The organism is Pseudomonas sp. BC42 (genome assembly GCF_021560055.1).
Lineage (GTDB): Bacteria > Pseudomonadota > Gammaproteobacteria > Pseudomonadales > Pseudomonadaceae > Aquipseudomonas.
The window spans coordinates 894,712-920,176 of record NZ_CP091067.1 but is presented as its reverse complement, the minus strand read 5'-3'; the positions used below and the strand labels follow the sequence as shown (position 1 = coordinate 920,176).

25 protein-coding genes are annotated in these 25,465 nt (G+C 64.2%); 9 read left to right on the top strand and 16 right to left on the bottom strand.

Going from position 1 to position 25,465, the window contains the following annotated elements; genetic code table 11:
- Positions 1–4 precede the first annotated feature (4 nt).
- The 3 genes from L1O02_RS04315 to L1O02_RS04305 all read right to left on the bottom strand — a co-directional run bounded on the left by L1O02_RS04315 (position 5) and on the right by L1O02_RS04305 (position 2,698).
- Complete coding sequence (locus tag L1O02_RS04315; RefSeq protein WP_082729298.1) at positions 5–172, bottom strand: DUF2474 domain-containing protein; 168 nt, start codon at positions 170–172, stop codon at positions 5–7.
- Between the two features lie 75 nt (positions 173–247).
- The gene (cydB, locus tag L1O02_RS04310; protein WP_060841191.1) at positions 248–1,255 is read right to left on the bottom strand and encodes a cytochrome d ubiquinol oxidase subunit II; all 1,008 of its coding nucleotides are present in this window, start codon (positions 1,253–1,255) and stop codon (positions 248–250) included.
- A 3-nt stretch (positions 1,256–1,258) separates the two neighbouring features.
- A complete protein-coding gene (locus L1O02_RS04305; RefSeq protein WP_011063588.1) occupies positions 1,259–2,698 on the bottom strand; it encodes a cytochrome ubiquinol oxidase subunit I in 1,440 nt (479 codons plus the stop codon).
- A gap of 573 nt (positions 2,699–3,271) precedes the next feature.
- Here L1O02_RS04305 and L1O02_RS04300 point away from each other — a divergent pair.
- The 3 genes from L1O02_RS04300 to L1O02_RS04290 all read left to right on the top strand — a co-directional run bounded on the left by L1O02_RS04300 (position 3,272) and on the right by L1O02_RS04290 (position 5,310).
- Positions 3,272–4,510, top strand: coding sequence for an MFS transporter (locus L1O02_RS04300; RefSeq protein WP_235759609.1), 1,239 nt, complete (start codon positions 3,272–3,274; stop codon positions 4,508–4,510).
- Between the two features lie 215 nt (positions 4,511–4,725).
- Positions 4,726–5,004: a type II toxin-antitoxin system RelE/ParE family toxin gene (locus tag L1O02_RS04295; protein ID WP_060841194.1), complete on the top strand. Its 279-nt coding sequence runs from the start codon at positions 4,726–4,728 to the stop codon at positions 5,002–5,004.
- Between the two features lie 15 nt (positions 5,005–5,019).
- On the top strand, positions 5,020–5,310 hold the full coding sequence (locus L1O02_RS04290; protein ID WP_016966170.1) for a HigA family addiction module antitoxin: 291 nt from the start codon (positions 5,020–5,022) through the stop codon (positions 5,308–5,310).
- A gap of 3 nt (positions 5,311–5,313) precedes the next feature.
- On the opposite strand, the gene L1O02_RS04285 is transcribed toward L1O02_RS04290, so the two are convergent.
- Together L1O02_RS04285 and L1O02_RS04280 are read right to left on the bottom strand one after the other, a co-directional pair.
- Positions 5,314–5,865 (bottom strand): DJ-1 family glyoxalase III, encoded by a 552-nt coding sequence (locus L1O02_RS04285; RefSeq protein ID WP_235759607.1) that lies wholly within the window; start codon positions 5,863–5,865, stop codon positions 5,314–5,316.
- Positions 5,866–5,927: 62 nt separating this feature from the next.
- On the bottom strand, positions 5,928–6,377 hold the full coding sequence (locus tag L1O02_RS04280; protein WP_235759605.1) for a DUF4879 domain-containing protein: 450 nt from the start codon (positions 6,375–6,377) through the stop codon (positions 5,928–5,930).
- A gap of 207 nt (positions 6,378–6,584) precedes the next feature.
- On the opposite strand from L1O02_RS04280, the gene L1O02_RS04275 reads away from it, so the two are divergent.
- Both L1O02_RS04275 and trmA read left to right on the top strand, forming a co-directional pair.
- Positions 6,585–7,877, top strand: coding sequence for an NCS2 family permease (locus L1O02_RS04275; protein WP_060841197.1), 1,293 nt, complete (start codon positions 6,585–6,587; stop codon positions 7,875–7,877).
- A complete protein-coding gene (trmA, locus tag L1O02_RS04270; protein WP_060841198.1) occupies positions 7,874–8,953 on the top strand; it encodes a tRNA (uridine(54)-C5)-methyltransferase TrmA in 1,080 nt (359 codons plus the stop codon). Before L1O02_RS04275 ends, trmA begins: the two co-directional genes overlap by 4 nt.
- Before the next feature lie 236 nt (positions 8,954–9,189).
- Here trmA and L1O02_RS04265 read toward each other — a convergent pair whose 3' ends face one another.
- From L1O02_RS04265 to L1O02_RS04240, 6 genes are all read right to left on the bottom strand, one after another.
- Positions 9,190–9,807, bottom strand: a complete 618-nt coding sequence (locus L1O02_RS04265) for a heme acquisition protein HasA (RefSeq protein ID WP_235759603.1) — start codon at positions 9,805–9,807, stop codon at positions 9,190–9,192.
- Positions 9,808–9,889: 82 nt separating this feature from the next.
- On the bottom strand, positions 9,890–12,595 hold the full coding sequence (locus L1O02_RS04260) for a TonB-dependent receptor (protein ID WP_235759601.1): 2,706 nt from the start codon (positions 12,593–12,595) through the stop codon (positions 9,890–9,892).
- A 131-nt stretch (positions 12,596–12,726) separates the two neighbouring features.
- Positions 12,727–13,734, bottom strand: coding sequence for a FecR domain-containing protein (locus L1O02_RS04255; protein ID WP_235759599.1), 1,008 nt, complete (start codon positions 13,732–13,734; stop codon positions 12,727–12,729).
- 63 nt (positions 13,735–13,797) lie between these two features.
- Positions 13,798–14,319 (bottom strand): RNA polymerase sigma factor, encoded by a 522-nt coding sequence (locus tag L1O02_RS04250; RefSeq protein ID WP_060841202.1) that lies wholly within the window; start codon positions 14,317–14,319, stop codon positions 13,798–13,800.
- A 110-nt stretch (positions 14,320–14,429) separates the two neighbouring features.
- A complete protein-coding gene (locus tag L1O02_RS04245; RefSeq protein WP_235759597.1) occupies positions 14,430–14,888 on the bottom strand; it encodes a DUF2442 domain-containing protein in 459 nt (152 codons plus the stop codon).
- Positions 14,885–15,307, bottom strand: coding sequence for a DUF4160 domain-containing protein (locus tag L1O02_RS04240; RefSeq protein WP_235759595.1), 423 nt, complete (start codon positions 15,305–15,307; stop codon positions 14,885–14,887). Before L1O02_RS04240 ends, L1O02_RS04245 begins: the two co-directional genes overlap by 4 nt.
- Positions 15,308–15,647: 340 nt before the next feature.
- Here L1O02_RS04240 and aroQ point away from each other — a divergent pair, with 340 nt between their 5' ends.
- Both aroQ and L1O02_RS04230 read left to right on the top strand, forming a co-directional pair.
- The gene (gene aroQ / locus L1O02_RS04235) at positions 15,648–16,097 is read left to right on the top strand and encodes a type II 3-dehydroquinate dehydratase (RefSeq protein WP_016967261.1); all 450 of its coding nucleotides are present in this window, start codon (positions 15,648–15,650) and stop codon (positions 16,095–16,097) included.
- Positions 16,094–16,948 carry a shikimate dehydrogenase gene (locus L1O02_RS04230; protein WP_235759593.1) on the top strand — a complete coding sequence of 285 codons (855 nt, stop codon included), beginning with the start codon at positions 16,094–16,096 and terminating at the stop codon, positions 16,946–16,948. Before aroQ ends, L1O02_RS04230 begins: the two co-directional genes overlap by 4 nt.
- Positions 16,949–17,069: 121 nt before the next feature.
- Here the strand turns inward: L1O02_RS04230 and L1O02_RS04225 are convergent, their stop codons facing one another.
- From L1O02_RS04225 to quiC, 3 genes are all read right to left on the bottom strand, one after another.
- Positions 17,070–17,294: a hypothetical protein gene (locus L1O02_RS04225; RefSeq protein WP_060841204.1), complete on the bottom strand. Its 225-nt coding sequence runs from the start codon at positions 17,292–17,294 to the stop codon at positions 17,070–17,072.
- Positions 17,295–17,393: 99 nt separating this feature from the next.
- A complete protein-coding gene (locus L1O02_RS04220; RefSeq protein WP_060844695.1) occupies positions 17,394–18,071 on the bottom strand; it encodes a TetR/AcrR family transcriptional regulator in 678 nt (225 codons plus the stop codon).
- 104 nt (positions 18,072–18,175) lie between these two features.
- A complete protein-coding gene (gene quiC, locus L1O02_RS04215; RefSeq protein ID WP_108546193.1) occupies positions 18,176–20,086 on the bottom strand; it encodes a 3-dehydroshikimate dehydratase QuiC in 1,911 nt (636 codons plus the stop codon).
- Positions 20,087–20,613: 527 nt separating this feature from the next.
- Between quiC and L1O02_RS04210 the strand changes: the two genes are divergently transcribed.
- Both L1O02_RS04210 and L1O02_RS04205 read left to right on the top strand, forming a co-directional pair.
- Entirely contained in the window at positions 20,614–21,948 is a 1,335-nt protein-coding gene (locus L1O02_RS04210; RefSeq protein ID WP_060841207.1) for an MFS transporter, read from the top strand.
- An 88-nt stretch (positions 21,949–22,036) separates the two neighbouring features.
- Entirely contained in the window at positions 22,037–23,659 is a 1,623-nt protein-coding gene (locus L1O02_RS04205; protein WP_108546192.1) for a methyl-accepting chemotaxis protein, read from the top strand.
- A 6-nt stretch (positions 23,660–23,665) separates the two neighbouring features.
- Here L1O02_RS04205 and L1O02_RS04200 read toward each other — a convergent pair whose 3' ends face one another.
- Both L1O02_RS04200 and L1O02_RS04195 read right to left on the bottom strand, forming a co-directional pair.
- A complete protein-coding gene (locus L1O02_RS04200; protein ID WP_108546191.1) occupies positions 23,666–24,544 on the bottom strand; it encodes a DMT family transporter in 879 nt (292 codons plus the stop codon).
- 102 nt (positions 24,545–24,646) lie between these two features.
- Positions 24,647–25,462 (bottom strand): sugar phosphate isomerase/epimerase, encoded by an 816-nt coding sequence (locus L1O02_RS04195; RefSeq protein WP_060841210.1) that lies wholly within the window; start codon positions 25,460–25,462, stop codon positions 24,647–24,649.
- Between the last annotated feature and the right edge of the window lie 3 nt (positions 25,463–25,465).

Sequence of the window (25,465 nt, the reverse complement as noted above, 5' to 3'; positions counted from 1 at the left end):
ATGATCAGTGGGTGGTCAGGCCCGCAGCATTCATGAACAGGCGCATCAGGCTGGCCACCACGAACAGGGCCAGTACGCTGCCACCCCAGATCATCGCCAGCCAGCCCAGGCGCTGCCACAGCGGTTTCTTTTCCGCCTGTTCGATTTCCTGCAAAGAGTGTTTACCGCTCATGATTGCAACTCCTGCCTAACCCGAATTCCCGTAGGGCCCGGCTTGCCAGCGAAAGCGCCAGCAGCCGGCTCCCGCCTAGTGGTAACCGTCTTCGTGGGTGACCTTGCCGCGGAACACGTAGTAGCTCCAGAAGGTGTAGCCCAGGATGAACGGGATGATGAACAAGGTCCCCACCAGCATGAAGCCCTGGCTCTGCGGCGGCGCGGCGGCGTCCCAGATGGAGATCGACGGCGGCACGATGTTCGGCCACAGGCTGATGCCCAGGCCGCTGTAGCCGAGGAAGATCAGCACCAGGGTCAGCAGGAACGGCGTGTAGTGGGCATTGCGGGCCACGGCGCGCAGCAGGCCGTACATGGTCACCAGCACCAGGATCGGCACCGGCAGGAACCAGAACAGGTTCGGCAGGGTGAACCAGCGCGCGGCGATCTCGGCGTGGGCCAGCGGCGTCCAGATACTGACGATGCCAATCACCGCCAGCACCACATAGGCCAGGGGCCGAGCAATGTCATGCATTTGCTGCTGCAGCTTGCCTTCGGTCTTCATGATCAGCCAGGTGCAGCCGAGCAAGGCATAGGCCACCACCAGCGCCAGGCCGCAGAACAGGGTGAAGGGGGTCAGCCAGTCCAGCGAGCCGCCGGCGAACTGCCGGTTGACCACCGGCAGGCCATCGATGAACGCCCCCAGGGCCACACCCTGGAAGAAAGTCGCCGCCAGCGAACCGCCGATGAAGGCCTTGTCCCAGATATGGCGCTTGTCGTCCTTGGCCTTGAAGCGGAACTCGAAGGCCACGCCGCGGAAGATCAACCCCACCAGCATCAGGATCAGCGGCAGGTAGAGCGCCGAGAGCACCACCGAATAGGCCAGCGGGAAGGCGCCGAACAAGGCCGCGCCCCCCAGCACCAGCCAGGTTTCGTTGCCGTCCCAGACCGGGGCGACGGTGTTCATCATCACGTCACGGTCGCGCTCGTCCTTGACGAACGGGAAGAGAATCCCGATCCCCAGGTCGAAGCCGTCCATGACCACGTACATCATGATGCCGAAGATGATAATCACGGCCCATAACAGCGGAAGATCAATACCCATGACTCAGTTCCCCTTGTTCAGGCGGGTGCCGTGGTCGGCGTCGTGGTCATCGTCGGCTGCGGACAGCGGACGGGCCGGGGTACGTTTCTGCCCGGGACCACCGTGGCTGGTTTCGGCACCTTCGTTGGTGACCGGACCTTTGCGCACCAGGCGCATCATGTAGCCGATACCCACGCCGAACAGCGAGAAGTACACCACCACGAACAGCGCCAGGGTGATGCTCATCTGCACAAAGCTGTGCCCGGACGAGGCATCCGCCGTGCGCATCAGGCCATAGACCACCCACGGCTGACGGCCGATCTCGGTGGTGAACCAGCCCGCGAGGATCGCGATCAGCCCGGATGGGCCCATCCACAACGCCAGGTACAGGAACGGGCGCGAGGTGTAGAGGGTGTCGCGCTTGCGCAGCCAGAGGCTCCACAGGCCGGTGAAGATCATCAGCATGCCCAGGCCGACCATGATCCGGAACGACCAGAAGACGATGGTCGAGTTGGGCCGGTCCTCGGGCGGGAACTCCTTGAGCGCCGGCACCTGCTTGTCCAGCGAGTGGGTGAGGATCAGGCTGCCCAGGTAGGGGATTTCCACCGCGAAACGGGTCTTCTCGGCCTTCATGTCCGGCCAGCCGAAGAGGATCAGCGGGGTCGGCTCGTTGCCGACGTTTTCCCAGTGGCCTTCGATCGCGGCAATTTTCGCCGGCTGATGCTTGAGGGTGTTGAGGCCGTGGAAGTCGCCGATCACCGCCTGCACCGGCGCCACGATCAGGGCCATCCACATCGCCATCGACAGCATGCGACGAATGGCCGGGTTGTCGCGGCCCCGTAGCAAGTGCCAGGCTGCCGACGAGCCGACGAAGAACGCCGTGGCAACGAACGCGGCGACCGCCATATGCGCCAGGCGATAGGGGAATGACGGGTTGAAGATCACCGCCAGCCAGTCGACCGGGATCACCTGGCCGTTGACGATTTCATAGCCTTGCGGGGTCTGCATCCAGCTGTTGGACGAGAGGATCCAGAAGGTCGAGATCAGGGTACCGATGGCCACCATCACCGTGGAGAAGAAGTGCAGCTTGCGCCCGACCTTGTTCCAGCCGAACAGCATCACACCGAGGAAACCGGCTTCCAGGAAGAAGGCCGTGAGCACTTCATAGGTGAGCAAGGGGCCGGTGACCGACCCGGCAAAGTCCGAGAAACGGCTCCAGTTGGTGCCGAACTGGTAAGCCATCACCAGGCCGGAAACCACACCCATGCCGAAGTTGACGGCGAAGATCTTCGACCAGAAGTGGTAGAGATCACGGTAGGTGTCGTCGCGGGTTTTCAGCCACAGGCCCTCGAGTACCGCCAGGTAACTCGCCAGGCCGATGGTGATCGCCGGGAACAGGATGTGGAACGAGATGGTGAACGCGAATTGAATTCGGGCGAGATCAAGCGCCTCTAAACCGAACATAAGCTTTCCTCTATCAGGTAATACCGGCTGCGGGCCAAGGGCCAGCGCCTACTGCCCCCACGGATATGGAGTTCGGCGAATTCGGATTCGTTCTTTTTTAAACCATCGCAACGTAGGGATTCTGGCCCTTGGGCCGCCACATCAAACCACTGGAAAAGGTTTTGATCTGGGTCAAGCAACGTTAAAAGAGTAGTCCTATTTTCGGCGCACAACTCTGTGGTTATTTGCCGCGTGACAGCTTGCCTCACCCTCTCAAGTTCGGGGTTTTCCCGGCGTTTTCCCACGCAAAACGCCTATAGCCGCTGCTGAGCCTGCGACGCGGCGAAAGGCCGGGCCGCGTTCGGTACGCAGGGTCTTGCCTGGCGATTGCCCGTCGAACCTGCGGCGTATTCAAGATCCTGGCGTCTCCTCCGGAGCCGTTCGCAGCCTGCGGCAGCGGCTACAAGGGTTGGCGGCCCGGCATGGGAGCAAAAAAGAAGATAGATGCGCAGCTAACGATTTTCCCGCGCACCGCAACTATTGGTTACATCTTGGTGATAACCTCGTTGCACTCCCGCTCAGATTGACCGCCCGATGCCCAGCCAAACGCCTCTGTTACTCCGTCACCATCGCCCGTTCATCGCTTTCTGGCTGGCCCGGATCTTCACCGCCAGCGGTTTCCAGATGCTCACCGTGGCCATCGGCTGGAACCTCTACCAACTGACCGGCAACGTGCTCGACCTGGGCCTGGTGGGACTGGTGGAGTTCGCCCCGCGCGTGCTGTTCATGCTGCACACCGGGCATGTGGCCGATCGCTACGACCGGCGCCGGGTAGCGGCGATCTGCCAGTCGCTGCAAGCCTTGATCGCCCTGGCCCTGGCCGTCGGCAGCCTGACCGACAGCGTCACCCGGGAAATGATCTTCATCCTGGCCTTCCTCCTCGGCGGCGCCCGCTCCTTCGAGATGCCCACCACCCAGGCCCTGCTGCCGAGCATCGTGCCCGCGGCGCTGTTTCCCCGGGCGGTGGCCGCTGCGCAATCGGCGCAACAGTCGGCGACCATCGTCGCCCCGGCCCTGGGCGGGTTGCTGTATGCCTTCGGCAGCGTCTGGGTCTACGGCCCCACCGTGGTCCTGTACCTGATCGCCTGCCTGCTGATGCTCAACCTGCCGGCGCGGCAGACGCCGCTGAACAAGGGCAAGGCCACCCTCGACTCGCTGCTGGCGGGCATCCGCTTCATCCGCAGCCGCCCGGACATTCTCGGCGCCATCTCCCTGGACCTGTTCGCGGTCCTGCTGGGCGGTGCCACCGCACTCTTGCCGGTGTTCGCCAAGGACATCCTGCTCACCGGCCCCTGGGGCCTCGGGCTGCTGCGTTCGGCGCCGGCGGTGGGGGCCTTGCTGATGTCGCTGTGGCTGGCGCGTTTTAGCGTCGAGCGCAAGGTCGGGCGGGTGATGTTCACCGCGGTCGGGGTATTCGGCGTGGCCACCATCGCCTTCGGCCTCTCGACCTCGTTCTGGTTTTCCCTGGCGGTGCTGGTGGTGCTGGGGGCGGCGGACATGATCAGCATGGTGATCCGCGCGTCCTTCGTGCAGCTGGAAACCCCGGACGAAATGCGCGGCCGGGTCAGCGCGGTGAACGGCTTGTTCATCGGTGCTTCGAACCAGCTGGGGGAATTTGAATCCGGGCTGACCGCCCACTGGTTCGGCACCGTGCCGGCGGTGGTGCTGGGCGGGGTCGGCACGCTGGTCGTGACCGGGGTCTGGATCAAGCTGTTCCCGACCCTGGCCCAACGCGACCGGATGATCGAATCAGTCGAGGAATCCAAGGCCTGAAGCCGCGCCGGGCGGGCGCGGCCAGGTTCAAGCCTCAGTGGCTGGGCTGAGCCTCAGCAGCGGCTCGCCATTTCGCCGCCTCCAGCAGGTCGCTGTAGCCAGCCCTCTCCAACAAGAATCAGCGCACGCAACCACCTCGTAACAGCTTGTTGATCATTCTCTGCAATACAAAACCGCTACGAAGCGTGTAAGGTATCGCCTTACACTCGCTCCCCATGATCAAGTCCTTTCAGCACAAAGGCCTGCGCGCCTTCTATGAAACCGGATCGACTCGTGGAATACGGGCTGAGCATGCACGCCGGCTGGCCCGCCAGCTGTCGTTCATGGATCACGCCAGCGAACCGGCAGACCTCAACCTGCCGGGCTGGCGGCTGCACCCACTCAGGGGCGACCTGCACGGCTATTGGTCCCTGGTGGTGTCCGGCAACTGGCGAGTGATCTTTCGTTTCGTAGGTTCGGATATCGAACTGGTCGATTATCTGGACTACCACTGAACAGGAGGCAGGATCATGCCCATTCACAACCCACCCCACCCCGGTGACACCCTGCGCCTGGATGTCCTGCCTGAGCTGGGCATCAGCGTGACGGAGTTGGCCCGGCATATCGGCTATGCCCGCCCGCATCTGTCCAAGGTGTTGAACGGCCATGCGCCGATCCGCGCGGAACTGGCGGTCCGCCTGGAACGCGCCGGAATCGGCAAGGCCAAGGTCTGGCTGGCGGTGCAGGCCGATTACGACATCTGGCACACCGAGCAGGAGTTGCAACCGGTGATCGAGCCTATCGCGGCCCATGTCGGCTGAGCCCTATACCAGCAACTCTCCAGCCACCTGGGCGCGCTTGGCGCGACCGCACAGCGCCTCCACCAAGGCCAGGGCAAACGCCAGGGCGGCGCCGGAACCCTGGGCGGTGATGCAGTTGCCATCCACCACCACCGGCTGGTCGACAAAGCTGCAGCCCAGCAGCTGATGGCTGGCACTGGGCAGGCAGGTCATGCGCCGCTGGCGCAGCACGCCATAGGCCTGCAAGGCCAGGGCCGGCGCTTCGGCGATGCCGGCGAACAGGCGCCCCGCTGCTGCCTGGTCCTTGACCAGTTGCATCAGCGGTTGGTGGCTCGCCAGGTGCTGGGCGCCCACCGCGCCGCCAGGCAATACGATCAGATCGAAGCGCTGGGCCAGTACATCCACCAGCATGGCGTCGGCGGTGAGCCGTGTGCCCCGGGCGCAGGTGAGCATGCGCCGGTTTTCGACGCTGGCCGCCAGCACTTCGAGTTCGGCACGGCGCAGGACATCGATCAGGGTCACGCTTTGCAGATCATCGATGCCTTCGGCAAGGGTGACCAAGGCTCTGAAGGTCATGGGGATGACTCCACAAGGAACGTCTTCAGAGCTTAGTCAGCTTTGCCCCGAACCGTTCGCCGCTACCTGATGTAGATCTGCGCGCCGAGGGTATTGCCCGGCGCGTTGATCGAGGTGTTGCGGAAACTGAAGGTGCCTTCCTGCTTGCCCGCCAGGTCGAACACATAGATGTAGCCGACGGTGATCCCGGAGTTGCCGCAAGGCACATAGCTGGAACCGTCCTCGCACACGGCCGAACGGGTGCCGTCGACTTCAAATCCGTCCAGGGTCACATGGGGCTCGCGGCCGTAGCCGATCTCCAGCACATAGACCTTGATGTTCGGTCCGCTGTGATCGCACTGGGTCCGTTCACGGCCGTCGGAAACGTCCTCCAGGCCGCAGGAAGGTGACAGCACCTTGAGAATCTCCACCCGGCTCAAGGGTGGCGCCGAGCGAGCCAAGGCCGGAGTCGTCAGCCAGCAGGCCGCTGCTCCCACCAACGCCAACGCGATCATTTTCACTGTGCTGCGCATAAATCCTCCCTTGAAAGCAGGGCGCAGTATGCGCTACTTGCCAGCGGGGCAAAACATCGCCGACGATCGCAGCCATTGGCCCACGCTGCTGGTATGATGCGCGGCTTTTTCCGACCCAGGGCAAATCCGCAGGCACCTTATAAAGTCTGTGCTTTGCTGTTGGAGTCGATACATTCACGGCGCCCGGCGGCGCCACGGGGAGCAGACATGCTGGAAAGGCTGTTTCAACTCAAGGCACACAACACCAACGTGCGCACCGAGATTCTTGCGGGCGTCACCACCTTCCTGGCCATGGCCTACATCCTTTTCGTCAACCCGAGCATCCTCGGCGAAACGGGCATGGACAAAGGCGCGATTTTCGTTGCCACCTGCCTGGCGGCGGCCATCGGTTCCACCGTCATGGGCCTGATCGCCAACTACCCGATCGCCCTGGCACCGGGCATGGGCCTGAACGCCTTCTTCACCTACACCGTGGTCCTGCACATGGGCCACACCTGGCAAGTGGCGCTGGGTGCGGTGTTCATTTCGGCGGTGCTGTTTTTCATACTGTCGATCTTCAAGATCCGCGAATGGATCATCAACAGCATCCCCCTGCCCCTGCGCTCGGCGATTGCCGCCGGTATCGGCCTGTTCCTGGCGCTGATCGCCCTGCATAACGCCGAGATCGTGATCGGCAACAAGTCGACCCTGGTGGGCCTGGGCGACCTGAGCAAACCGGCCCCGATCCTCGCGGCCCTGGGCTTTGCCCTGATCGTGGCCCTGGAAGCCCTGAAAGTGCGCGGCGCCGTGCTGATCGGCATCCTCGCGGTAACCCTCGTCTCCATTCTCATGGGCGTCACCCCGTTCGGCGGCGTGACCTCGATGCCACCGTCCCTGGCCCCGACCTTCCTGCAGCTGGACATCAAGGGCGCCCTGGACATCGGACTGATCAGCGTGATCTTCGCCTTCCTGTTCGTCGATCTGTTCGACAACTCCGGCACCCTGATCGGCGTGGCCAAGCGCGCCGGACTGATGGGCAAGGACGGCCACATGCCGAAAATGGGCCGGGCGCTGATCGCCGACAGCACCGCGGCCATGGCCGGTTCCCTGCTGGGCACCTCGACCACCACCAGCTACATCGAATCCGCTGCGGGCGTGAGCGCCGGCGGCCGCACCGGCCTGACCGCCATCGTGGTGGCGATCATGTTCCTGCTGGCGCTGTTCTTCTCGCCACTGGCGGCCAGCGTGCCCGCCTTCGCCACCGCGCCGGCCCTGCTGTTCGTGGCCGTGCTGATGACCTCGGGCCTGGCGGAAATCGACTGGGACGACATCACCGTTGCCGCTCCCGTGGTGGTCACCGCCCTGGCCATGCCTTTCACTTACTCCATCGCCAACGGCATTGCCTTCGGCTTTATCGCCTGGACCGTGATCAAACTGCTGTCGGGCCGCGCCCGTGAGCTGAACGCGCCCCTGGTGATTCTGTCGATCCTGTTCGTGATCAAGCTCGGTTACCCCGCATGACTTTTGACGCCGCAAGCTACAACAGCCAGTTGAACGACAAGGTCGCGCGCCTGCGTGACCTGCTGGCGCCTTTCGATGCGCCCGAGCCCCAGGTCTTCGACTCGCCCTTGCAGAACTTCCGCCTGCGTGCCGAATTCCGCCTGTGGCGCGAAGCCGGTGAGCGGCACTACGCGATGTTCTCCCAGGACGACAAGCGCACGCCGATCCTCATCGAGGAATTCCCCATCGCCAGCCAGCGCATCAACCAGTTGATGCCCCGGCTCAAGGCCGCCTGGCAAGCCAGCGCGCCCCTGAGCCATAAGCTGTTCCAGGTGGAGTTCCTCACCACCCTGGCGGGCGACGCGATGATCACCCTGTGCTACCACCGCCCGTTGGACGAGCACTGGCACAAGGCGGCGAGCCAATTGGCCGCCGACCTCAACGTCAGCGTGATCGGCCGCTCCAAGGGCAAGCGCGAAGTCATCGGCCAGGACTACGTGGTGGAAAAGCTCGACGTCGGCGGGCGTACCTTCAGCTACCGCCAGCCCGAGGGCGCCTTCACCCAGCCCAACGGCACGGTGAACCAGAAGATGCTCAACTGGGCCTATGAAGCCCTGGGCGAACGCCAGGACGACCTGCTGGAGCTGTACTGCGGCAACGGCAACTTCACCCTGCCCCTGGCCACCCGGGTGCGCAAGGTGCTGGCCACCGAGATCAGCAAGACCTCGGTCAACGCCGCGCTGAGCAACCTCAGCGAAAACGCGGTGGATAACGTCACCCTGGTGCGTCTGTCCGCCGAAGAGCTGACCGAAGCCCTGAACGAGGTGCGTCCGTTCCGCCGCCTGCAAGGCGTGGATCTGAAGAGCTACGAATTCGGCAGCGTGTTCGTCGACCCGCCCCGGGCCGGCATGGACCCGGACACCTGCGAACTGACCCGGCGTTTCGACAACATCCTGTACATCTCCTGCAACCCGGAGACCCTGGCGGCCAACATCGCCCAACTGCACGACAGCCACCGCATCACCCGCTGCGCGCTGTTCGACCAGTTCCCCTGGACTCACCACATGGAATCCGGGGTCCTGCTGACCCGCCGCTGATCGGCCCTGCGTCAATCAACAGCCGTCCTCGCGACGGCTGTTGGCATTCTGCCGCCCGCCCCCTGCACAGGAGCCGGCTTGCCGGCGATGGGCCCCCTGGGACATGCGCCGTGCTGGCGGGTGCTTTCGCTGGCAAGCCAGCGCCTACAAGGCCAGGCCTGACGCGCCCCAGCATTGACCACCGCCGCCCCCTGGCTGTGTAAAACGCGGGCGACGGCGGTGTATCAAGCCGACACTCAGGCGGCCAGGGCCCAGTCCAGGGCCATGCCCGGTACGCCCACCAGGCTGATATCGGTCGCGACTGCGGCAGCCGGGGTGGCGTGGGCAACGCCGGCCGCGGCCAGGTCGTCAAATGTCGAGTTCAGCGACAGGCTGGGGTCGATGGCCTTGAGCAGGGCATCGATCTCGCCGGCCAGGGCCGAGCTGTCACCGCTCATCAGGCCGTAGACCACCTTGTGCACTTCGCCTGCACGCCCTTCCTCCTTCAGGCTGTCGAGGCCCAGGTTGCTGAAGCTGACTTCCTGGCTGACCAGGTGGTAGTTGCTGCCCGCACCACCGGCGAGGGTGTCGCCCAGGGAGAGGGTGTCCACCGAGCCCCACAGGGTATGGCTCGGGTTGCTGAACAGGGTGTAGTGCAGGTTGCCGTCGGCAACGAAGGCGGCGTCGCTGGCGGTGCTCTTGATCGCGTACTGGGTGCCGTCGAACGGGCCCGGGTTGAAGCCGCCGGTGTTGGTGCCATCGACCACTTCGCCTGGGCGGTGGTTGACGTCACCGAAGTAGGCCGACCAGTCAGTCAGGTATTGCGCAACAGTATTACCGCCGTAGGTAGCGCTGTAAGAGATCGAAATGCTCATGCAAAACTCCAATACATAGGTGGGTCATGGCCGCAGCACGCCAATGCCTGCTGCGGTTTTGCCCGGCAACGGGCAAAAGCGCTCAGAACTGATATTCCACGCTGCCCTGCAGGGTCCGGCCGCGGCCGAGGGTGAAGGCCAGGACATCGCCGAGGGGCACCAGGTAGGCGCGGTCGGTGACGTTTTCCATGGCCAGGCGCAGGGTCAAGTCTTCAGTGGCCCGGTAGCTGCCATACAGGTCGTAGACGGTGTAGGGCTTCCAGTCGGCCGGGTAGACGCCGGTCTGGCTCACGGTGCCGGTGGCGGAACCGGCGATCGAGTAGCCGGCGCTGTAGCGGGCCCGAGCACCGATATCCAGCTTGCGTTCGAAAAAGCGCGCGCCCAGGGTCAGGGTGCCGCGGTCCATGGGCATGTGTTCGGCCGAGCCGAGGATCGCGGCATTGCAGCGGCTGGCCTGGTTGGCGGCCTCATCGGGGCGCATACCGGTGACGATCGCGCCACGCCCGGTGCCGCTCTTCACCGGCTGGGTCACGCCTCCCAGCCAGGCGACTTTCGTGCAGAAATCGTTGTCGCCGATCATGTGGGTGTAGTTCAGCTGGCCGTAGGCGCGGCCGGTGTCATAGTCCAGCTGGTATTCCACGCCCTTGAAGCGGGTACTGCTGAGGTCGTTGACGTAAGCGCTGTTGCCGATGCCGGGCGAACCGTAGCCGGGGGGCTGCACGCCCATGGCCATATAGATGAAGTCGTCGACCCGGGTATCGAAGTAGGCCACCTTGATTCCCAGGCGGTCATCGTTGAACCAGAGGTTTTCCTTGAAGACGTTGACCCCCGCTTCCCAGGTGGTGGAGCGCTCCGGCTTGAGAAACGGGTTGGGGAAGGTGCTCTCCGAGCCGCCGCCGTGGGGCCGGCCGCTGATCATGGTTTCGGTCACCGCCGGGGGCCGCCAGCCCTTGCCATAGCTGGCGAACAGTTGCAGCCACTCGACCCCGGGCTTGAGCGACAGGCCGAAGGTCGGCGAGAAGCGCCCTTCCTGGCTGTCGATGTCGTAGGCCACGGGCACCGAGACCTGCTGCGGCGTCTTGCCGATGACAAAGGTGCGGGTGTTGATCCCGGTCTCGCCCCGCAGGCGGTAGCGGTCGTAGCGCAGCCCGGCATTGAGGTTCAGCCAGCCGTCGTAGTCGAAATCCAGCCGCGTGAACAGGCTGCCCAGGGCCCGGTCGCCCTCGGGGGTCATGCTCGCCGCCGGCGAGGCGTTGACCGCCGAACCCTTGGGCACCGGCTGGCTGGAGTCGGGGCGGACCTTGTCATAGAAGAACTCCAGGCCGTAGTTGGCCTTGAGCGTGGACAACTCCCCCAGGGCAAAGGTCGAGGTGTTCTGCGCCTGCGCACCGTAGGTGTCGGTCTGGTAGGTGATCGAATAGCCCGGGCTGCTGCGGCGGGTCAGGGTGCTCTGGTCGTTACTGTTGTCGACGTAGTAGAGCTTGGCCTTGAAATCGATCAGCGGGTTGTCCGGGGTGTAGCTGTAGTCGAGGCCGACGTTCTGCGAATGCACCTTGCTGCTGCCGAGCTTTTCCCAGAGCCGCTCCTGGTTCTCGGTGTTCATCATGTTGGCGTCGTCGTAGGCCACCTCGGTGCTCAGGTAGCTCAGTTGCAGACGCTGGTCCTGGGGCAGGTTGAGCCCCAGTTTGGCCAGGCGTGAGCGCATCACCGAAGCGGAATAGGCCACCTTGGAGTGCTTCACCCGGTCATTGATCGACGGGTCCATCCAACTGCCGGTGCGCAATTCACCGATGCCGCCACGGGTCCCCGGCCGGTAGTCGCCCAGGTGCCGCTCACTGGCGGCCAGCAGCATGTCCCAGGCTTGGGTGCCGATGGCGAAGGCGGAGCTGCCGATGAAGTGAGTGCCGTTGCTGCGGCCGCCCAGGCCCGTGGTCAGGCGGATCCGGCCACCAAGCTCCTGGCCGGGCTTGAGCAGGTCGCGGGCCTCAAGGGTGCGAAAGTTGGCGACTCCGCCGATCACCCCGGCGCCGCCCATGGTCGAGGTCGCGCCCTTCTCCACCACCACTTCGGAGAGCAGCTCGGGGTCGACATAGAGGGTGCCGTTGCGCTGCTGGTGGCCGCTTTGCTGATAGTTCTGGCGCATGCCGTCCACCGACATGTTGACCCGGCCATAGTCCTGCAGGCCGCGGATGTTCACCGACAAGCCGGGGTCCTGCTGGCTGACGGCCGAGTACACGCCGGAGGTTTCCTCCAGCATCTCGGCGGCATGCCGCGGTGGATTGCGATCCAGTTGCTCGCGGCCGACCATGCTCACCGAGCGCGGCGCGTTGTATACCCAGTCGCTCTGGCGACCTTCAGGGTCAGCGGAAACCGTGGTGGGGGCCAGGGCCAGGGCGCCATCACGCACGGCTTCCACCCGGCTCAGGGTCACCTGGCGCTCACCGCTAAAGCGGTACTCCACTGGGGCATTGCCCAGCAGGCGGGCCAGCCCGTCCTCAGCGCCGTAGCGCCCCTTGAGTGGCGAACTGTGCAAGCCATGCAGGCGCAGGCTGTCGAACAGCACTTGCACCCCGGCCTGCTCGGCAAACAGCAGCACGGCACTGCCCAGGGCCTGGGCGGGAATATCGAAATCCAGCTCGCGTGGCTGCTGGGCACGCAGCGGGGCAGAGCCGACAGGCTCCGCCGCGTGCAGCAGAGCGCTTCCCGCCAACAGTCCTGCTACGCCCAAGTGGATGGCCAGGGCCAACCGACTTGCGGCGTGAACTCGAGTGCGACGGCCTACCCTCATGTCCCTGATTCCTGCGCTGGCTATTTTTGCTTATGCGAATGCATCTCAATTAGCTAGACGTGCCAGGCCGGAAAACTCAGTAAGGTTTTTTCCGATTATTTTTCAGGGATAGGGAAAGAGGCCCGCAGGCCTCAGTAAATCAGGCTGACGCCGGCCAGGTCGAAACGTTGCACCTGCAGCTCCTGGGTCAGGGTGACCAGGGCGGCGTCGAGCATGTCCAGGCGGAAGACCGCGCTGACCTGCCGCTGGGCCAGGGCCCTGTTGGCCAGCACCACCCGCCCGGGGCGATAGCGATTCAGACGCTCCACCACCACGCCCAGGGGCTGGCGATCGAACACCAGCACACCGCGCCGCCAACTGGTGGCCCGTTGCAGGTCGAGCCCATCGAGGGCGACCACGCCTGACTGCGGGTCATAGCGCACGCTCTGCCCTTGCTGCACAACCTGCTCGCCAGTGCCACCCTGCGCCGGGGCATCCAGGCTCACCGCGACACTGTGCTGCAACACCCCGACCCAGGCTTGCTGGTCGCTCTCCCGACCGACCACGAAACGGGTGCCCAGGGCCCGGGTCTGGCCACCGGCGCTGCGTACGATGAAGGGGCGCTTTTCCTCGCCGACCATGGGCGCCACGTCAAACACCGCGGAACCGGCCAACAGCTGGACCTGACGTTTCTCGTCGCTGAAATCCAGACTGATGGCGCTGTCCGAATCCAGCTCCACGGTGCTGCCATCGGCCAGTTGCACGCCGCGCACCTGGCCTTTTCCGGTCAGGTAGTCGGCTTGCAGGTACAGCAGCGCCTGCGGCCCTTGCAGCCAGCCCAGGGCGACCGCCAGCACCAGCACGGCCGCGCTGGCAACTCGTGGCAGCAGACGCCGGCGGCGCGCTCGATGCGCCGCCGGCCTTCCTGCCTGACGCCGTGGCGGCGCCGTGCCGGCCAGCTCCGGGTCCAGGCGCAGCTCTCCCAGGGCTTCCCAGGTCTGCCGGGCAAACGCCAGGGCCTCGGGGTGACGCGGGTCGGCGGCCTGCCACTGGGCAAGCTGCGCCTGCTCGACGGCGCTCAGCCCTCCCGCCTGCAAACGCACCGCCCAGTCGGCAGCGGCCTCGGTGATACTGCGCTCTTGCGGACCCTGGCTATTCACGTGTGAATCTCGATTTCTCGTTATACATAAGCAGTGACGTCTGACCCCGACTTTTACCGTAACTCACTGGTCAACCGGCCGACCGTCGGTAGCCTGCAGGCGTTGCATCACATAGGCCAGTGCCCGGGCCAGGTGCTTTTGCACCGAGCTGTCGGAAATGTTCAGGTGCCGGGCCACCTCGGCGTGGGTCATGCCTTCAATGCGGTTTAGGCGAAAGATTTCCCGGGTCCGCGGCGGCAGTTCCGTGATCGCCTGTTTCAGTGCCTTGCGCTGTTGCTGCGCCATCGCCTGAGCCTCCAGCCCGGCCGCCTCATCCTCGATGTCGGCCAGCACTTCATGGGGCACGGTCTGTGTCTTGCGCCGCGCTTCCTGACGTACATGGTCGATCAGCAGGTTGTTCGCCGTGCGGTAGAGATAGCCCTGGGAGTTGTCGATCCGCTCGCCGTGCCGATGCTCGGCCAGCCGCAGGAAACTCTCCTGCACCAGATCTGCGGCCAACTGCGGGTCCCGTACCTTGCGCGCCAGATACCCACGCAAGGCAGCGGCATGCTTGAGAAACAGTCCCTTGAGATCCACGTCCGACAAACCTACTCCCTGGAACATGAAGGAAATTGCCGGGCATCTTAAGATCAGTCGAGAATGATTTTCAATTGATATCAATATTCATTGGCGATCCACTCTGGCGCCGGTCAACCTCATTCCGGCGCCTGGGCCGGCGCCTCCACCTTGCGCGGCCGGCCGCCCTTCTTGCCGTTAAGGCGCGCCGCCCGAGCCTTGGCCGCGCTGCTTTGCCGACCGTTGCGGGACGCGACCAACTGGGTCGCCAGTTTCATCAGCGGCTCGCTGGCAGACAGCAGCCCGACAATCGACACCTGCAGGTCAACAGCCTCATGGCACACCGCCGTGGCGGAAAAGCCCAGCTGCAGTTGCTGCAACTGGGTGTCGCTCAGCGCCGCCAGCTCGGGATAGTTGTCCACCGGTAGATGAATCGAACTGCCATCGGCAAAGCCCAGGCACAGGCACCCGGCGGCATAGCTCAAGGTGCTGACTTGCAAACCCGCGTCATGACGCGCTTCACCGCGTTCGACCGCTTGATCCAGCAACGCCTGGGTCAAAGGCACATCGACCGGCACCGCTGCTTTGATGACTTTCATAGTTCGATCTCCACTCCTTGCGCCGCGCCCACCAGGGTCAGGCGCGTCAGGTTTCGTTGTTCCACGTAGTGCGCCGACTCGATCAGGTACACCCTGCAGCCGGCGCTTGAACGTTCCACCACAGCGTTCGCTTGCCAATCCCACAACTGCTGCTCAAGGCACAAGGTACGCAGCTTGCTCCACCAGATACGCCGAGCCAGATGCACCCGTTGCGTCAAGGCCTGGCGCAAGCCCTCAAGGACTGCCAGCGCCGGGCGACGACCATGGGGGACAACGTCCCAGAGCTCGACGCCGTTGTGCCAGAAGCTGAAGCGAAAACGGGCACTCCAACGACCGCCATCCACATGCACATGGGGTGGGCAATGTTCGTCACGCAACATGACGACGACCGCATAGCCCTTGTAAACGAACACTTTCATGCTAACCCATCCGTTAGGTTATTGAGTCCAAAGACTCATGTTTCCATGATTAATCCGACCACTGGCCTGAAAGAGCAGCAGGAGGTGACCTGCTTGAGGTTAGCCCCGGAGAGGGCCAGGGCAGCCTTACGGCAGTTGCAAAGTCGTCAGCATTTATTGCCGGGCAGGGCCTTGCCACGGCCATCGCCCATAACAGCGTTCGATTATCGAACACTTAATCAACCTTCCCGGCCTCGGCTCTCGGCCATCAATTGACCAAATTAACCAGTTAGTACAATTTACCTCCCCAGCGCCTCGTACCTTCTCCCGAGGCTGACAATAACAACGGAGATCTACCCCCATGCGTCCTATCGTTCTGGTGCTCAACGGCCCGAACCTGAACCTGCTCGGCACTCGTGAACCGGCGACTTACGGCCACGAAACCCTGGCCGATGTCTCTGCCTTGTGCGGCCGTGCCGCCGAGGAATTCGGCCTGGCCGTGGAATTTCGCCAGACCAACCACGAAGGCGAATTGCTCGACTGGATCCACGCCGCCCGCGGCCGCTGCGCCGGCATCGTGATCAACCCTGCCGCCTGGACCCACACCTCGGTGGCGATCCGCGATGCCCTGGTAGCCAGTGAGCTGCCGGTGATCGAAGTGCACCTGTCCAACGTCCACGCCCGCGAACCCTTCCGCCATCACTCCTTTGTCTCGGGCATCGCCCTGGCGGTGATGTGCGGCTTCGGCAGCCACGGTTATCGCCTGGCGCTGGAACACTTCAGCCTGCGGTTCAAGGAGCAAGGTCTATGACAGGCCCTACAGGCGTACTCGCCGGACTGATCGGTGCCGGCATCCAGGCTTCGCGCACCCCGGCCCTGCATGAACACGAAGGCGATGCGCAAAACCTGCGCTACCTGTACCGGCTGATCGACCTGGACCAACTGGGGCTCGACAGCAGCGCCCTGCCCGACCTGCTCCAGGCCGCCGAACGGATGAACTTCACCGGACTGAACATCACCTTTCCCTGCAAGCAGAGCATCCTGCCGCTGCTCGACGAGCTGTCCCCGGAAGCTCGCGGCATTGGCGCGGTCAACACCGTGGTGCTCAAGGACGGCAAGCGGGTCGGCCACAACACCGACTGCCTGGGTTTTGCCGAAGGGTTCCGCCGTGGCCTGCCAGGCGTGGCCAGACGCCGCGTGGTGCAGATGGGGGCCGGTGGCGCCGGCGCGGCAGTGGCCCACGCCCTGCTCAGTGAGGGCGTGGAACACCTGAGCATTTTCGATGTGGAAAACCAGCGGGCGCAGAGTCTGGCGGACAACCTCAACCAGCACTTCGGTGCCGGTCGGGCCAGGGCCGGCACCGACCTGCCCAGTACCCTGGCCAGCGCCGACGGCCTGGTGAACACCACGCCCATGGGCATGGCCAAGCTGCCGGGCATGCCGGTGCCGCTGGAACTGCTGCGGGCAGACCTGTGGGTGGCCGAGATCGTCTACTTCCCACTGGAAACCGAGCTGTTGCGCAACGCCCGCGCCCTGGGTTGCCGAACCCTGGACGGCGGCACCATGGCAGTGTTCCAGGCGGTCAAGGCGTTCGAGCTGTTCAGCGGCCGGAGCGCCGACCCGCAACGGATGCTGGCGCACTTCCAGAGCATGAATGGCTGAAATGCGCCTGTAGCCGCTGCCGCAGGCTGCGACAGGCCTCGCCGGGGCCTCGGCATCCGTCGGGAAGCTGGCGAGCCTGCGGCTCGTTCGCAGCCTTGGGTAGCGGCTACAGGTACTGCGCCTACTCGGGCTTGAGCTGCAGGCGCGAGAGCAGGCCGATCAGCAGCACGTTGAAGAGAATCATCAGCAGACTGCCGAACAGGCCCACCACATTGATCAGCGCGCTCGGCAGCCAGTCGAATACGCTGAACCCGGTCAGGGACAGCAGGCGCTCGCCGAACCAGAACGAGTCAACGACGATCATCAGGATCAGGATGATTTTCAGCGTGGGAACGGGGTTGCCCATGGTGCCTTCCTTGTCGAGGGGGATGTTGTAGGAGCCGGGGTGGCGATGGCGATCTTACGGACGCTTTCGCTGGCAAGCCAGCTCCTACCGGCAGTGGCGTCAGGCTTGCAGGTAGCGCAGCACCGACTCGCAGATCATTTCCCGGTGCCGTTGCTTGATGGCTTCGTCCGGCAGGTCGATCTGGAAGATCTCGCCAAAGGTATGACGGTTCGACACCCGATAGAAACAGAACGAGCTGATCAGCAAATGCACGTCCAGCGGATCCAGGCCGCTGCGGAACACCCCTTCCTGCGCGCCACGCTCGAGGATCTCGCCCAGGGCATGGAGGATGGTGTTGTTCATCGCCTTGATCACGCCGGACTGCTTGACGTACTCGCCCTTGTGGATGTTCTCGATGCTGACGATACGCACGAAATCGACATTGCGGTCGTGGTGATCGAAGGTGAACTCCACCAGCCGGCGAATCGCCTCCTGCGGCGCCAGTTCCGCCAGGTGCAGGCGGCTCTCGGTGCTGCGGATATCGCCGTAGAGTTTCTCCAGCACCTCGACGTACAGCTGCTCCTTGCTGCCGAAGTAGTAATAGATCATGCGCTTGGAGGTGTGGATGCGCTCGGCGATCGCATCCACCCGCGCGCCGGACAGGCCCTGCTGGACGAACTCTACAATGGCTTCTTGAAGGATGTTCTCGCGGGTCTTTTCCGGGTTGTTCTTGCGACTCTTGCGCGGTTCGAGAGCTGGCTCATCGGGCGCAATCGAGCGTTCACTGGTCATTGTCATTCTGGGCTCACGGCCATCACTGCACACGCGGGCGATTATGGGCCGCGTCCTGTCGCGAAAGAAAGCACAGAGGCGGCGGTTTGCCGCCTCCGGTTACCAATCCGCTACAACTTGGCCTGACGCACCGCGCCACTGCGGGACTTGGCCATGGCCGCCAGACGCACCGCCACGTTGGCCGCGCCATAACCGGCGTAGCCGTTCTTGCGCTGGATGATCTCGAAGAAGAAGCGCCCTTCGAAGGCCTCGGTGTAGACATGGAACAGCTCACCGCCCTGGGCATCGCGGTCATACAGGACGTTGTAGTAGGCCAGCTCGCTGAGGAACTCATCGTCGAAGTCAAAGCGCGCGGCCAGGTCGTCGTAGTAGTTGAGCGGAATGTCCAGCAGCGGCACCCCGGCCTGCTTGGCCCGGCTGACCTCGGCGAAGATGTCGTCGCAATCAAAGGCGATGTGATGCACCCCCGAGCCGCGATAGCTGGACAGCGCATGGGAGATCGCGGTGTTGCGGTTTTCCGAGATGTTCAGCGGCAAGCGGATCGAGCTGCAGCGGCTGCGCAGGGCCCGGCTTTTCACCAGGCCATAGGGATCGGGCAGCACCACTTCATCATCGGCTTCAAAATCCAGCAGGCTCTTGTAGAACAGCGCCCAGCTGTCGAGGCTGTCCGCCGGCAGGGCCATGGCCATGTGGTCGATGCGCTTGAGGCCGCCCTTGGCCTGCACCCCTTCGTACAGGTTGAAATCGGTGGCGTACAGGTGCTGGCCACCCTGCTGCGGGTCCACCAGGTAGATCAGACTGCCATCGGGCTCGCGCACCGCTGCCAGCTCCAGCTCGTTGGGACCGACCAGGCCGCGATAGGGCTGGCCCTTGTAGGCCACCGCCCGCGCCAGGGCCTTGGCACTGTCCTTGACCCGGATGGCCGTGGCACACACCGACGGGCCATGGGCCTCGAAGAAGCTGTGGGCGAAGGAATAGGGCTCGGCGTTGAGGATCAGGTTGATATCGCCCTGGCGCATCAGGCTCACGTTCTTGGAACGATGCTGTCCGGCCTTGGCAAAACCCAGGCGCTCCAGCCAGCTCCCCAGCTTGGCGCCCAGGGCATCGTCCACCGCGAACTCGAGAAACTCGGTGCCGCCATAGGCTTCAACTGCCGGCGGGGCGAACAGGATGTCCAGGTTGGGAACCGGCTGCGCTTCCTGCAGCAGGCGCTCGCGGGTCTTCTCCTCCAGGTACAGCAGGGAACGCAGGCCATCGGCGGCGTTGGCCCGCGGCGGCGCGGCGCGAAAACCGTCGTTGAAGATCTCCAGGGACAGCGGCCCGGTGTAGCCGCTCTTGATGATCGGCGCCAGAAAGCCCGGCAGGTCGAACTCGCCCTGGCCGGGGAAGCAGCGAAAATGCCGGCTCCACTCCAGCACGTCCATGGCCAGGATCGGCGCGTCGGCCATCTGCACGAAGAAGATCTTGTCCCCGGGAATCTCGGCAATCGCCGCCGGGTCGCCCTTGAGCGACAGGGTGTGGAAGCTGTCCAGCAGCACCCCGAGACTCGGGTGATCGGCGCTGCGCACGATGTCCCAGACCTGTTGATAAGTATTCACATGACGGCCCCAGGCCAGGGCCTCGTAGCCGATGCGCAAGCCACGGGCGCCGGCCCGCTCGGCCAGCAGGTGCAGGTCGTCGATGAGGATCTGCCGCTCCCCGAGGCTGTCGGCCTGGGCGTTGCTGCACACCAGCACCAGGTCGGTGCCCAGCTCCTGCATCAGGTCGAATTTGCGTTCGGCGCGTTCCAGGTTGCGCGCCAGGCGATCACGGCGGCAGCCCTCGAAATCCCGAAACGGCTGAAACAGGGTGATGGCGATCCCCAGGTCGGCGCACATCTGCCTGATTTCCCGGGGGCTGCCGTCGTAGTAGAGAAGATCGTTCTCGAAAATCTCCACCCCATCGAACCCTGCGGCGGCAATGGCTTCGAGTTTTTCCGGCAGGGTGCCGCTCAAGGAAACGGTGGCAATGGAACGCTGCATGATTCAACTCCCGGGAAATGACGGCCGGTGGCGCCCGAGCCTTTTATTCGATGGAGCGGATTATTCCACAGCATGATTTAAAGTGTACGAACCAGTTAGTTTTGTGTTCGATTATCGAACAGAATGCCGATTGGCGAATTGACGATTTTTCGGCCACTGCGCACCATCGACAACACATTGAGCTGCCCCGGAAACCGCGGCTTCAATCACCCAGACCCAGAACAGACCATAAAAATTTCAAAAATCGGGTACACCCTCATGCTTGCACTCAACGCCCCGCCCTGCTGCTCATCCCTTTGGCTTGCGCCTGGAACGACCTCAACCGGCACCCTGGATCACGACACGCGACAGCCCTGAGCTGCGGTCGTCCCGATGACGTTCGTCCACCTGCAGCAACGCCGCAACGACGAACCTACCCAGCCGATCAATCACCCAGTCCCCGGCGCACATGCCCTCGCTGACGATTGATCACGCGCCTTAGAGTTCCGACGAGCCCTGGCTCGTCAGTCACTGAACGGATGGCTTACATGATTCCTTCTCAAAGCTCTCGCATCGCCCCGAGCCTGCGTGTTGCCGGCGGTATCGGCGACAAGATCCGCGGCGCCATGGCCGTCGGCAAGACCCGCTGGGGCATGCTCGCCCTGGTGTTCTTCGCCACCACCCTGAACTACATCGATCGCGCCGCCCTGGGCGTGATGCAGCCGATCCTGGCCAAGGAAATGAGCTGGACGGCGATGGACTACGCCAACATCAACTTCTGGTTCCAGGTCGGCTACGCCGTGGGCTTCGTGCTCCAGGGCCGGCTGATCGACCGGATCGGCGTGAAGCGGGTGTTCTTCTTTGCCGTGCTGCTCTGGAGCCTGGCCACCGGCGCCCACGGCCTGGCCACTTCGGCGGCGGGTTTCATGGTCTGCCGGTTCATTCTCGGGCTCACCGAAGCCGCCAACTACCCGGCCTGCGTGAAGACCACGCGCCTGTGGTTCCCGGCCGGTGAACGTGCGGTGGCCACCGGCATCTTCAACGCCGGGACCAACGTTGGTGCGATGTTCACGCCGATGCTGCTGCCCTTGATCCTGCATGCCTGGGGCTGGCAGGCGGCGTTCCTGTGCATGGCCGCACTGGGCGGCATCTGGCTGCTGTTCTGGGGCCTGAAATACTTCAACCCGGAAGATCACCCCAGCGTCAAAGCGTCGGAGCTGGCCTACATCCAGCAACAAGCGGAACCCGAGGAAACCCGCGTGCCCTTCAGCCGCATCCTGCGCATGCGCGGCACCTGGGCCTTCGCCCTGGCCTACTCGCTGACCGCGCCGGTGTTCTGGTTCTACCTGTACTGGCTGCCGCCGTTCCTCAACCAGCAGTACAACCTGGGGATCAACGTGACCCAGATGGGCATCCCGCTGATCATCATCTACCTGACCGCCGACTTCGGCAGCGTCGGTGGCGGCATCCTCTCCTCGTTCCTCATTGGTCGCGGCATGAACCCGATCAAGGCGCGGCTGCTGTCGATGTTCATGTTCGCCTGCTGCATCATCGGCGTGATCATGGCCGCCGGCACCGCCAACCTGTGGCTGGCCGTGTTCGCCATCTCCCTGGGGATCGGCGCCCACCAGGCCTGGACCGCCAACATCTGGAGCCTGGTGATGGACTACACGCCCAAGCACATGATGAGCACCGTGTTCGGCTTCGGCGGCATGTGCGCGGCCATCGGCGGCATGTTCATGACCCAGATCGTCGGCCACATCCTCACCGCCACCAACAACAACTACACCGTGCTGTTCACCCTGATCCCGGCCATGTACTTCATTGCCCTGACCTGGATGTACTTCATGGCCCCTCGCAAGATTCCGCAAGTAGAAGACTGATGCTCCTTTCACGCAGGCCCGCCCAGGGCCTGCGTTTTTTTTATCTGCTTGTGCCCCCTTTTGTTTTCCCACACTCGGAGATCGTCCCATGACGCTGGGTAACCTGAGCATCGCCAAGCGCGCCGTGATCAGCTTCGGCGTGATTGCCCTGCTGGTCCTGCTGCAGGGGCTGTTCGCCCTCAAGCAAGTGGCCGAAGTCCGCGCCACCGGCCAGCACACCGAAAACATTTCCCTGCCCAGCACCCGCTACCTGGGAGAAGTGCGCGACTACGTGCTGAGCATCCGCGTGCTGAGCCTGCGCATGGCCCTCAACCGTGAACCCAAAGTGCTGGAAAGCACCATTGCCCGCCTGCATCAGGTGCAAGCCTGGCTCGACCAGGCCCTGGCCAGGTTCGCGCCGCTGGTGGGCGATCACAACCGGGTGCAGTACGAGACATTCCTCGCCACGGTCAAGAGCTACCAACAGGCCCTGGCCGAGTACGAAGCCCTGTCCCGGGACAATCGCAGCAGCGAGATGACGGCCCTGCTCAACGGCAAGATCCAGGATTACTCGACCCAGACCGGCGACCAGTTCACCGAACTGATGAACCTGACCGCCGAGGAAGTCAGCCAGTCGGCCCAGCGTGCCGACGCGCTGTACACCCAGGTCAAAGTCACGGTGATCGGCGCCCTGCTGGCCGTCGCCGTGCTGACCCTGTGCCTGGCCTGGCTGCTGATTCGCAGCATCGTCATGCCCATCCGCCAGGCCGTGGGCGTGGCCGAACAAGTGGCCGCCGGTGATCTCAGCCGCCCGATCCACAGCGAGGGCAGCGATGAAACCGCGCGCCTGCTCAAGGCCCTGGCCAGCATGCAGGCCAGCCTGCGTGAAACCCTGCAACTGATCAGCAGCACCTCGACCCAACTGGCCGCCGCCGCGCAACAGATGAGCCAGAGCACCCACCAGGACTCCAGCCGCCTGCAGCAGCAACACAACGAAATCGAGCAAGCGGCCACCGCGGTCAACGAGATGACCGCGGCCGTCGAGGAAGTGGCGCGCAACGCGGTGTCCACCTCCGACACCACCCGCCAGTCCACCGCCCAGGCCGCCCAGGGACAGACCCGGGTGATCGAGACCCTGGACTCGATCCAGGCCATGAGCAGCGATGTCGGCACCGCCCTGCAGCAAGTGCAGACCCTGGCCGAGCAGTCACGGGAAATCGGCAAGGTGCTGGACGTGATCCGCGCCATCGCCGAACAGACCAACCTGCTGGCCCTGAACGCCGCCATCGAGGCCGCGCGGGCTGGTGAAGCCGGGCGCGGTTTTGCCGTAGTGGCAGACGAAGTGCGGGCCCTGGCCCATCGCACCCAGCAGTCGACCCAGGAAATCGAACAGATGATCGGCCGGGTCCAGGGCGACACCGACAGCGTGGTGCAGTCCATGCACGGCAACAGTCAGCGGGTGGCCCAGACCCTGTCCATCGCCGAACAGGCCGGGCTGGCCCTGGGGGAAATCACCCGGGCCATGGAGCAGATCCACGAGCGCAACCTGGTGATCGCCAGTGCCTCGGAAGAACAGGCCCAGGTGGCCCGTGAAGTGGACCGCAACCTGCTGAACATCCGCGACCTGTCCCTGGAAAGCGCCGATGCCGCCACGCACACCAACGCCACCAGCCAGGAGCTGTCGCACCTGGCGGCCGGCCTGCAGAACCTGGTGGTGCGCTTCCGCTTCTGAGTCGTCTCAGCGGCGGCGTTGCTGCCAGGCCGCCGCCAGCCCGCTGAGGCAGATCACGGCGATGCCCACTTGGGTAATCCCATCCGGCGTGTGGCTGAACAGCAGCCAGCCCAGCAGCCCGGCAAAGACAATCTGGCAATAGCCGAAGGGCGCCAACAGCGCCGGTGCAGCATGGCGAAAGGCCTGGGTCAGGAACAGGTGGGCGCACATGCCACAGGCCCCCAGCGCCAGCATCAGCACGCCATGGACAATCCCCGGGGTCTGCCAGAAGAACGGCACCAGCGCCGTCATCACCAGGGTGTTGCACAACCCGGCGAAGAAGTTGCTGGTGGTGGGGCTGTCGTGCTCGGCCAGCTTGCGGGTCAGCAGTTGATAGAAGCAGAAGAACAGCGCCGAACAGAACGGCAGCAGCACCGCCGGCGTGAAGAGTTCACCGCCCGGGTGGACGATGATCAGCACCCCGACAAAACCGCAGATCACCGCCAGCCACTGGCCGCGGGTCACCTGCTCGCCGAGCAAGGGCACCGACAACGCGGTGACCAGCACCGGCGCGAGAAAGTTGACCGCCGTGGCCTCGGCCAGGGGGATGAACAGCAGCGCCGAGGTGAACAGCAAGCTGGTGCTGAGCAGGCACAAGGCCCGCAGCACTTGCAGCAGCGGTCGCTTGCTGCGCAGCACCCGCAGGCCGGATTGCGGCAGGAAGATCCCGGCCATCAGCAAGGTGTGGACCAGGTATCGGGCCCAGACCACCATGATCACCGGGAAGAACCCCGAGAGGTATTTGGACAGGGCATCGTGGCTGGCGAACAGGAAGGTCGCCAGGACGATCAGCAGGATGCCCTTGAAAGGCTGATTGACCCCGGAAAGGGGCGTGCTGCGGGTCATGGGCATTCCTTGAAGGTGATTGAAGACACAGCTTCGCCGGCAAGCTGGCTCCTAGCGGGTATTTGTAGGAGCCGGCTTGCCGGCGAAAGCCCTCCCGCCCACTCAGGTCCTGGCCAGCAGCGCGCGAGTTGCATCCAGCGCCATCTGTGCCCGCTGCAAGGCACTCACGCCCTGTTCGAGCAATTGCACCGTGGGAATTTCCAGGCTCAGGGGCAACTCCGGCGGCAGACACTTGAGCAACCCCGCCAGATCACAATCGCCCTGCCCCGGAAAGCGCCGCTCGTTACGGGCCTGGCGCAGGATCTCCTGCATGTCGTCCGGACGCGGCCCGGCCACGTCGCACAACTGCGCGTAACGCAGGCGCGCCGGATCAACCTTGGCCAGGTCCGCCAGACGCGAACCCGAACGGTCGAAATGGAAGGCGTCCACCAGCACGCAGCCATTGTCACGACCGGCGTTTTCCACCACCCGCACGGCCTGCTCCAGGTTGCGCGCGTCGGTCCAGGGCATGAACTCCAGGTGCGGGTGCAACCCGTACTGCCGCGCCAGATCGCACAGGGCGGCGAAGTTGTCGGTCATGCGCGCCTCGTCCGGGTCATTGCCCGCCACCAGCAACTCGCTGGCGGCGAACTCGGCGCCCACCGCCAGCAGCGCTTCGAAGTCCCCCACCCGGGTCTGCGGCTTGAGCCGCAGGATCTCCACATCCAGCACCCGCACGCCGCTATCGCGCAGGCGCGCCAGGGTCTGGCGACGCAAGCCGGCATCCGCCACCAGCGGGAAGTGATGCTCCTCCGGGGTCGCCGGTTCCAGGCGCAGGCCGACATGGCTGTAGCCGGCCCGTGCCGCCACCTCCACCATCTCCGGTGGCGACAGCTCCAGCACGGTCAGGCTGGCCAGGGAAAAAATCCGTTCACTCATCAG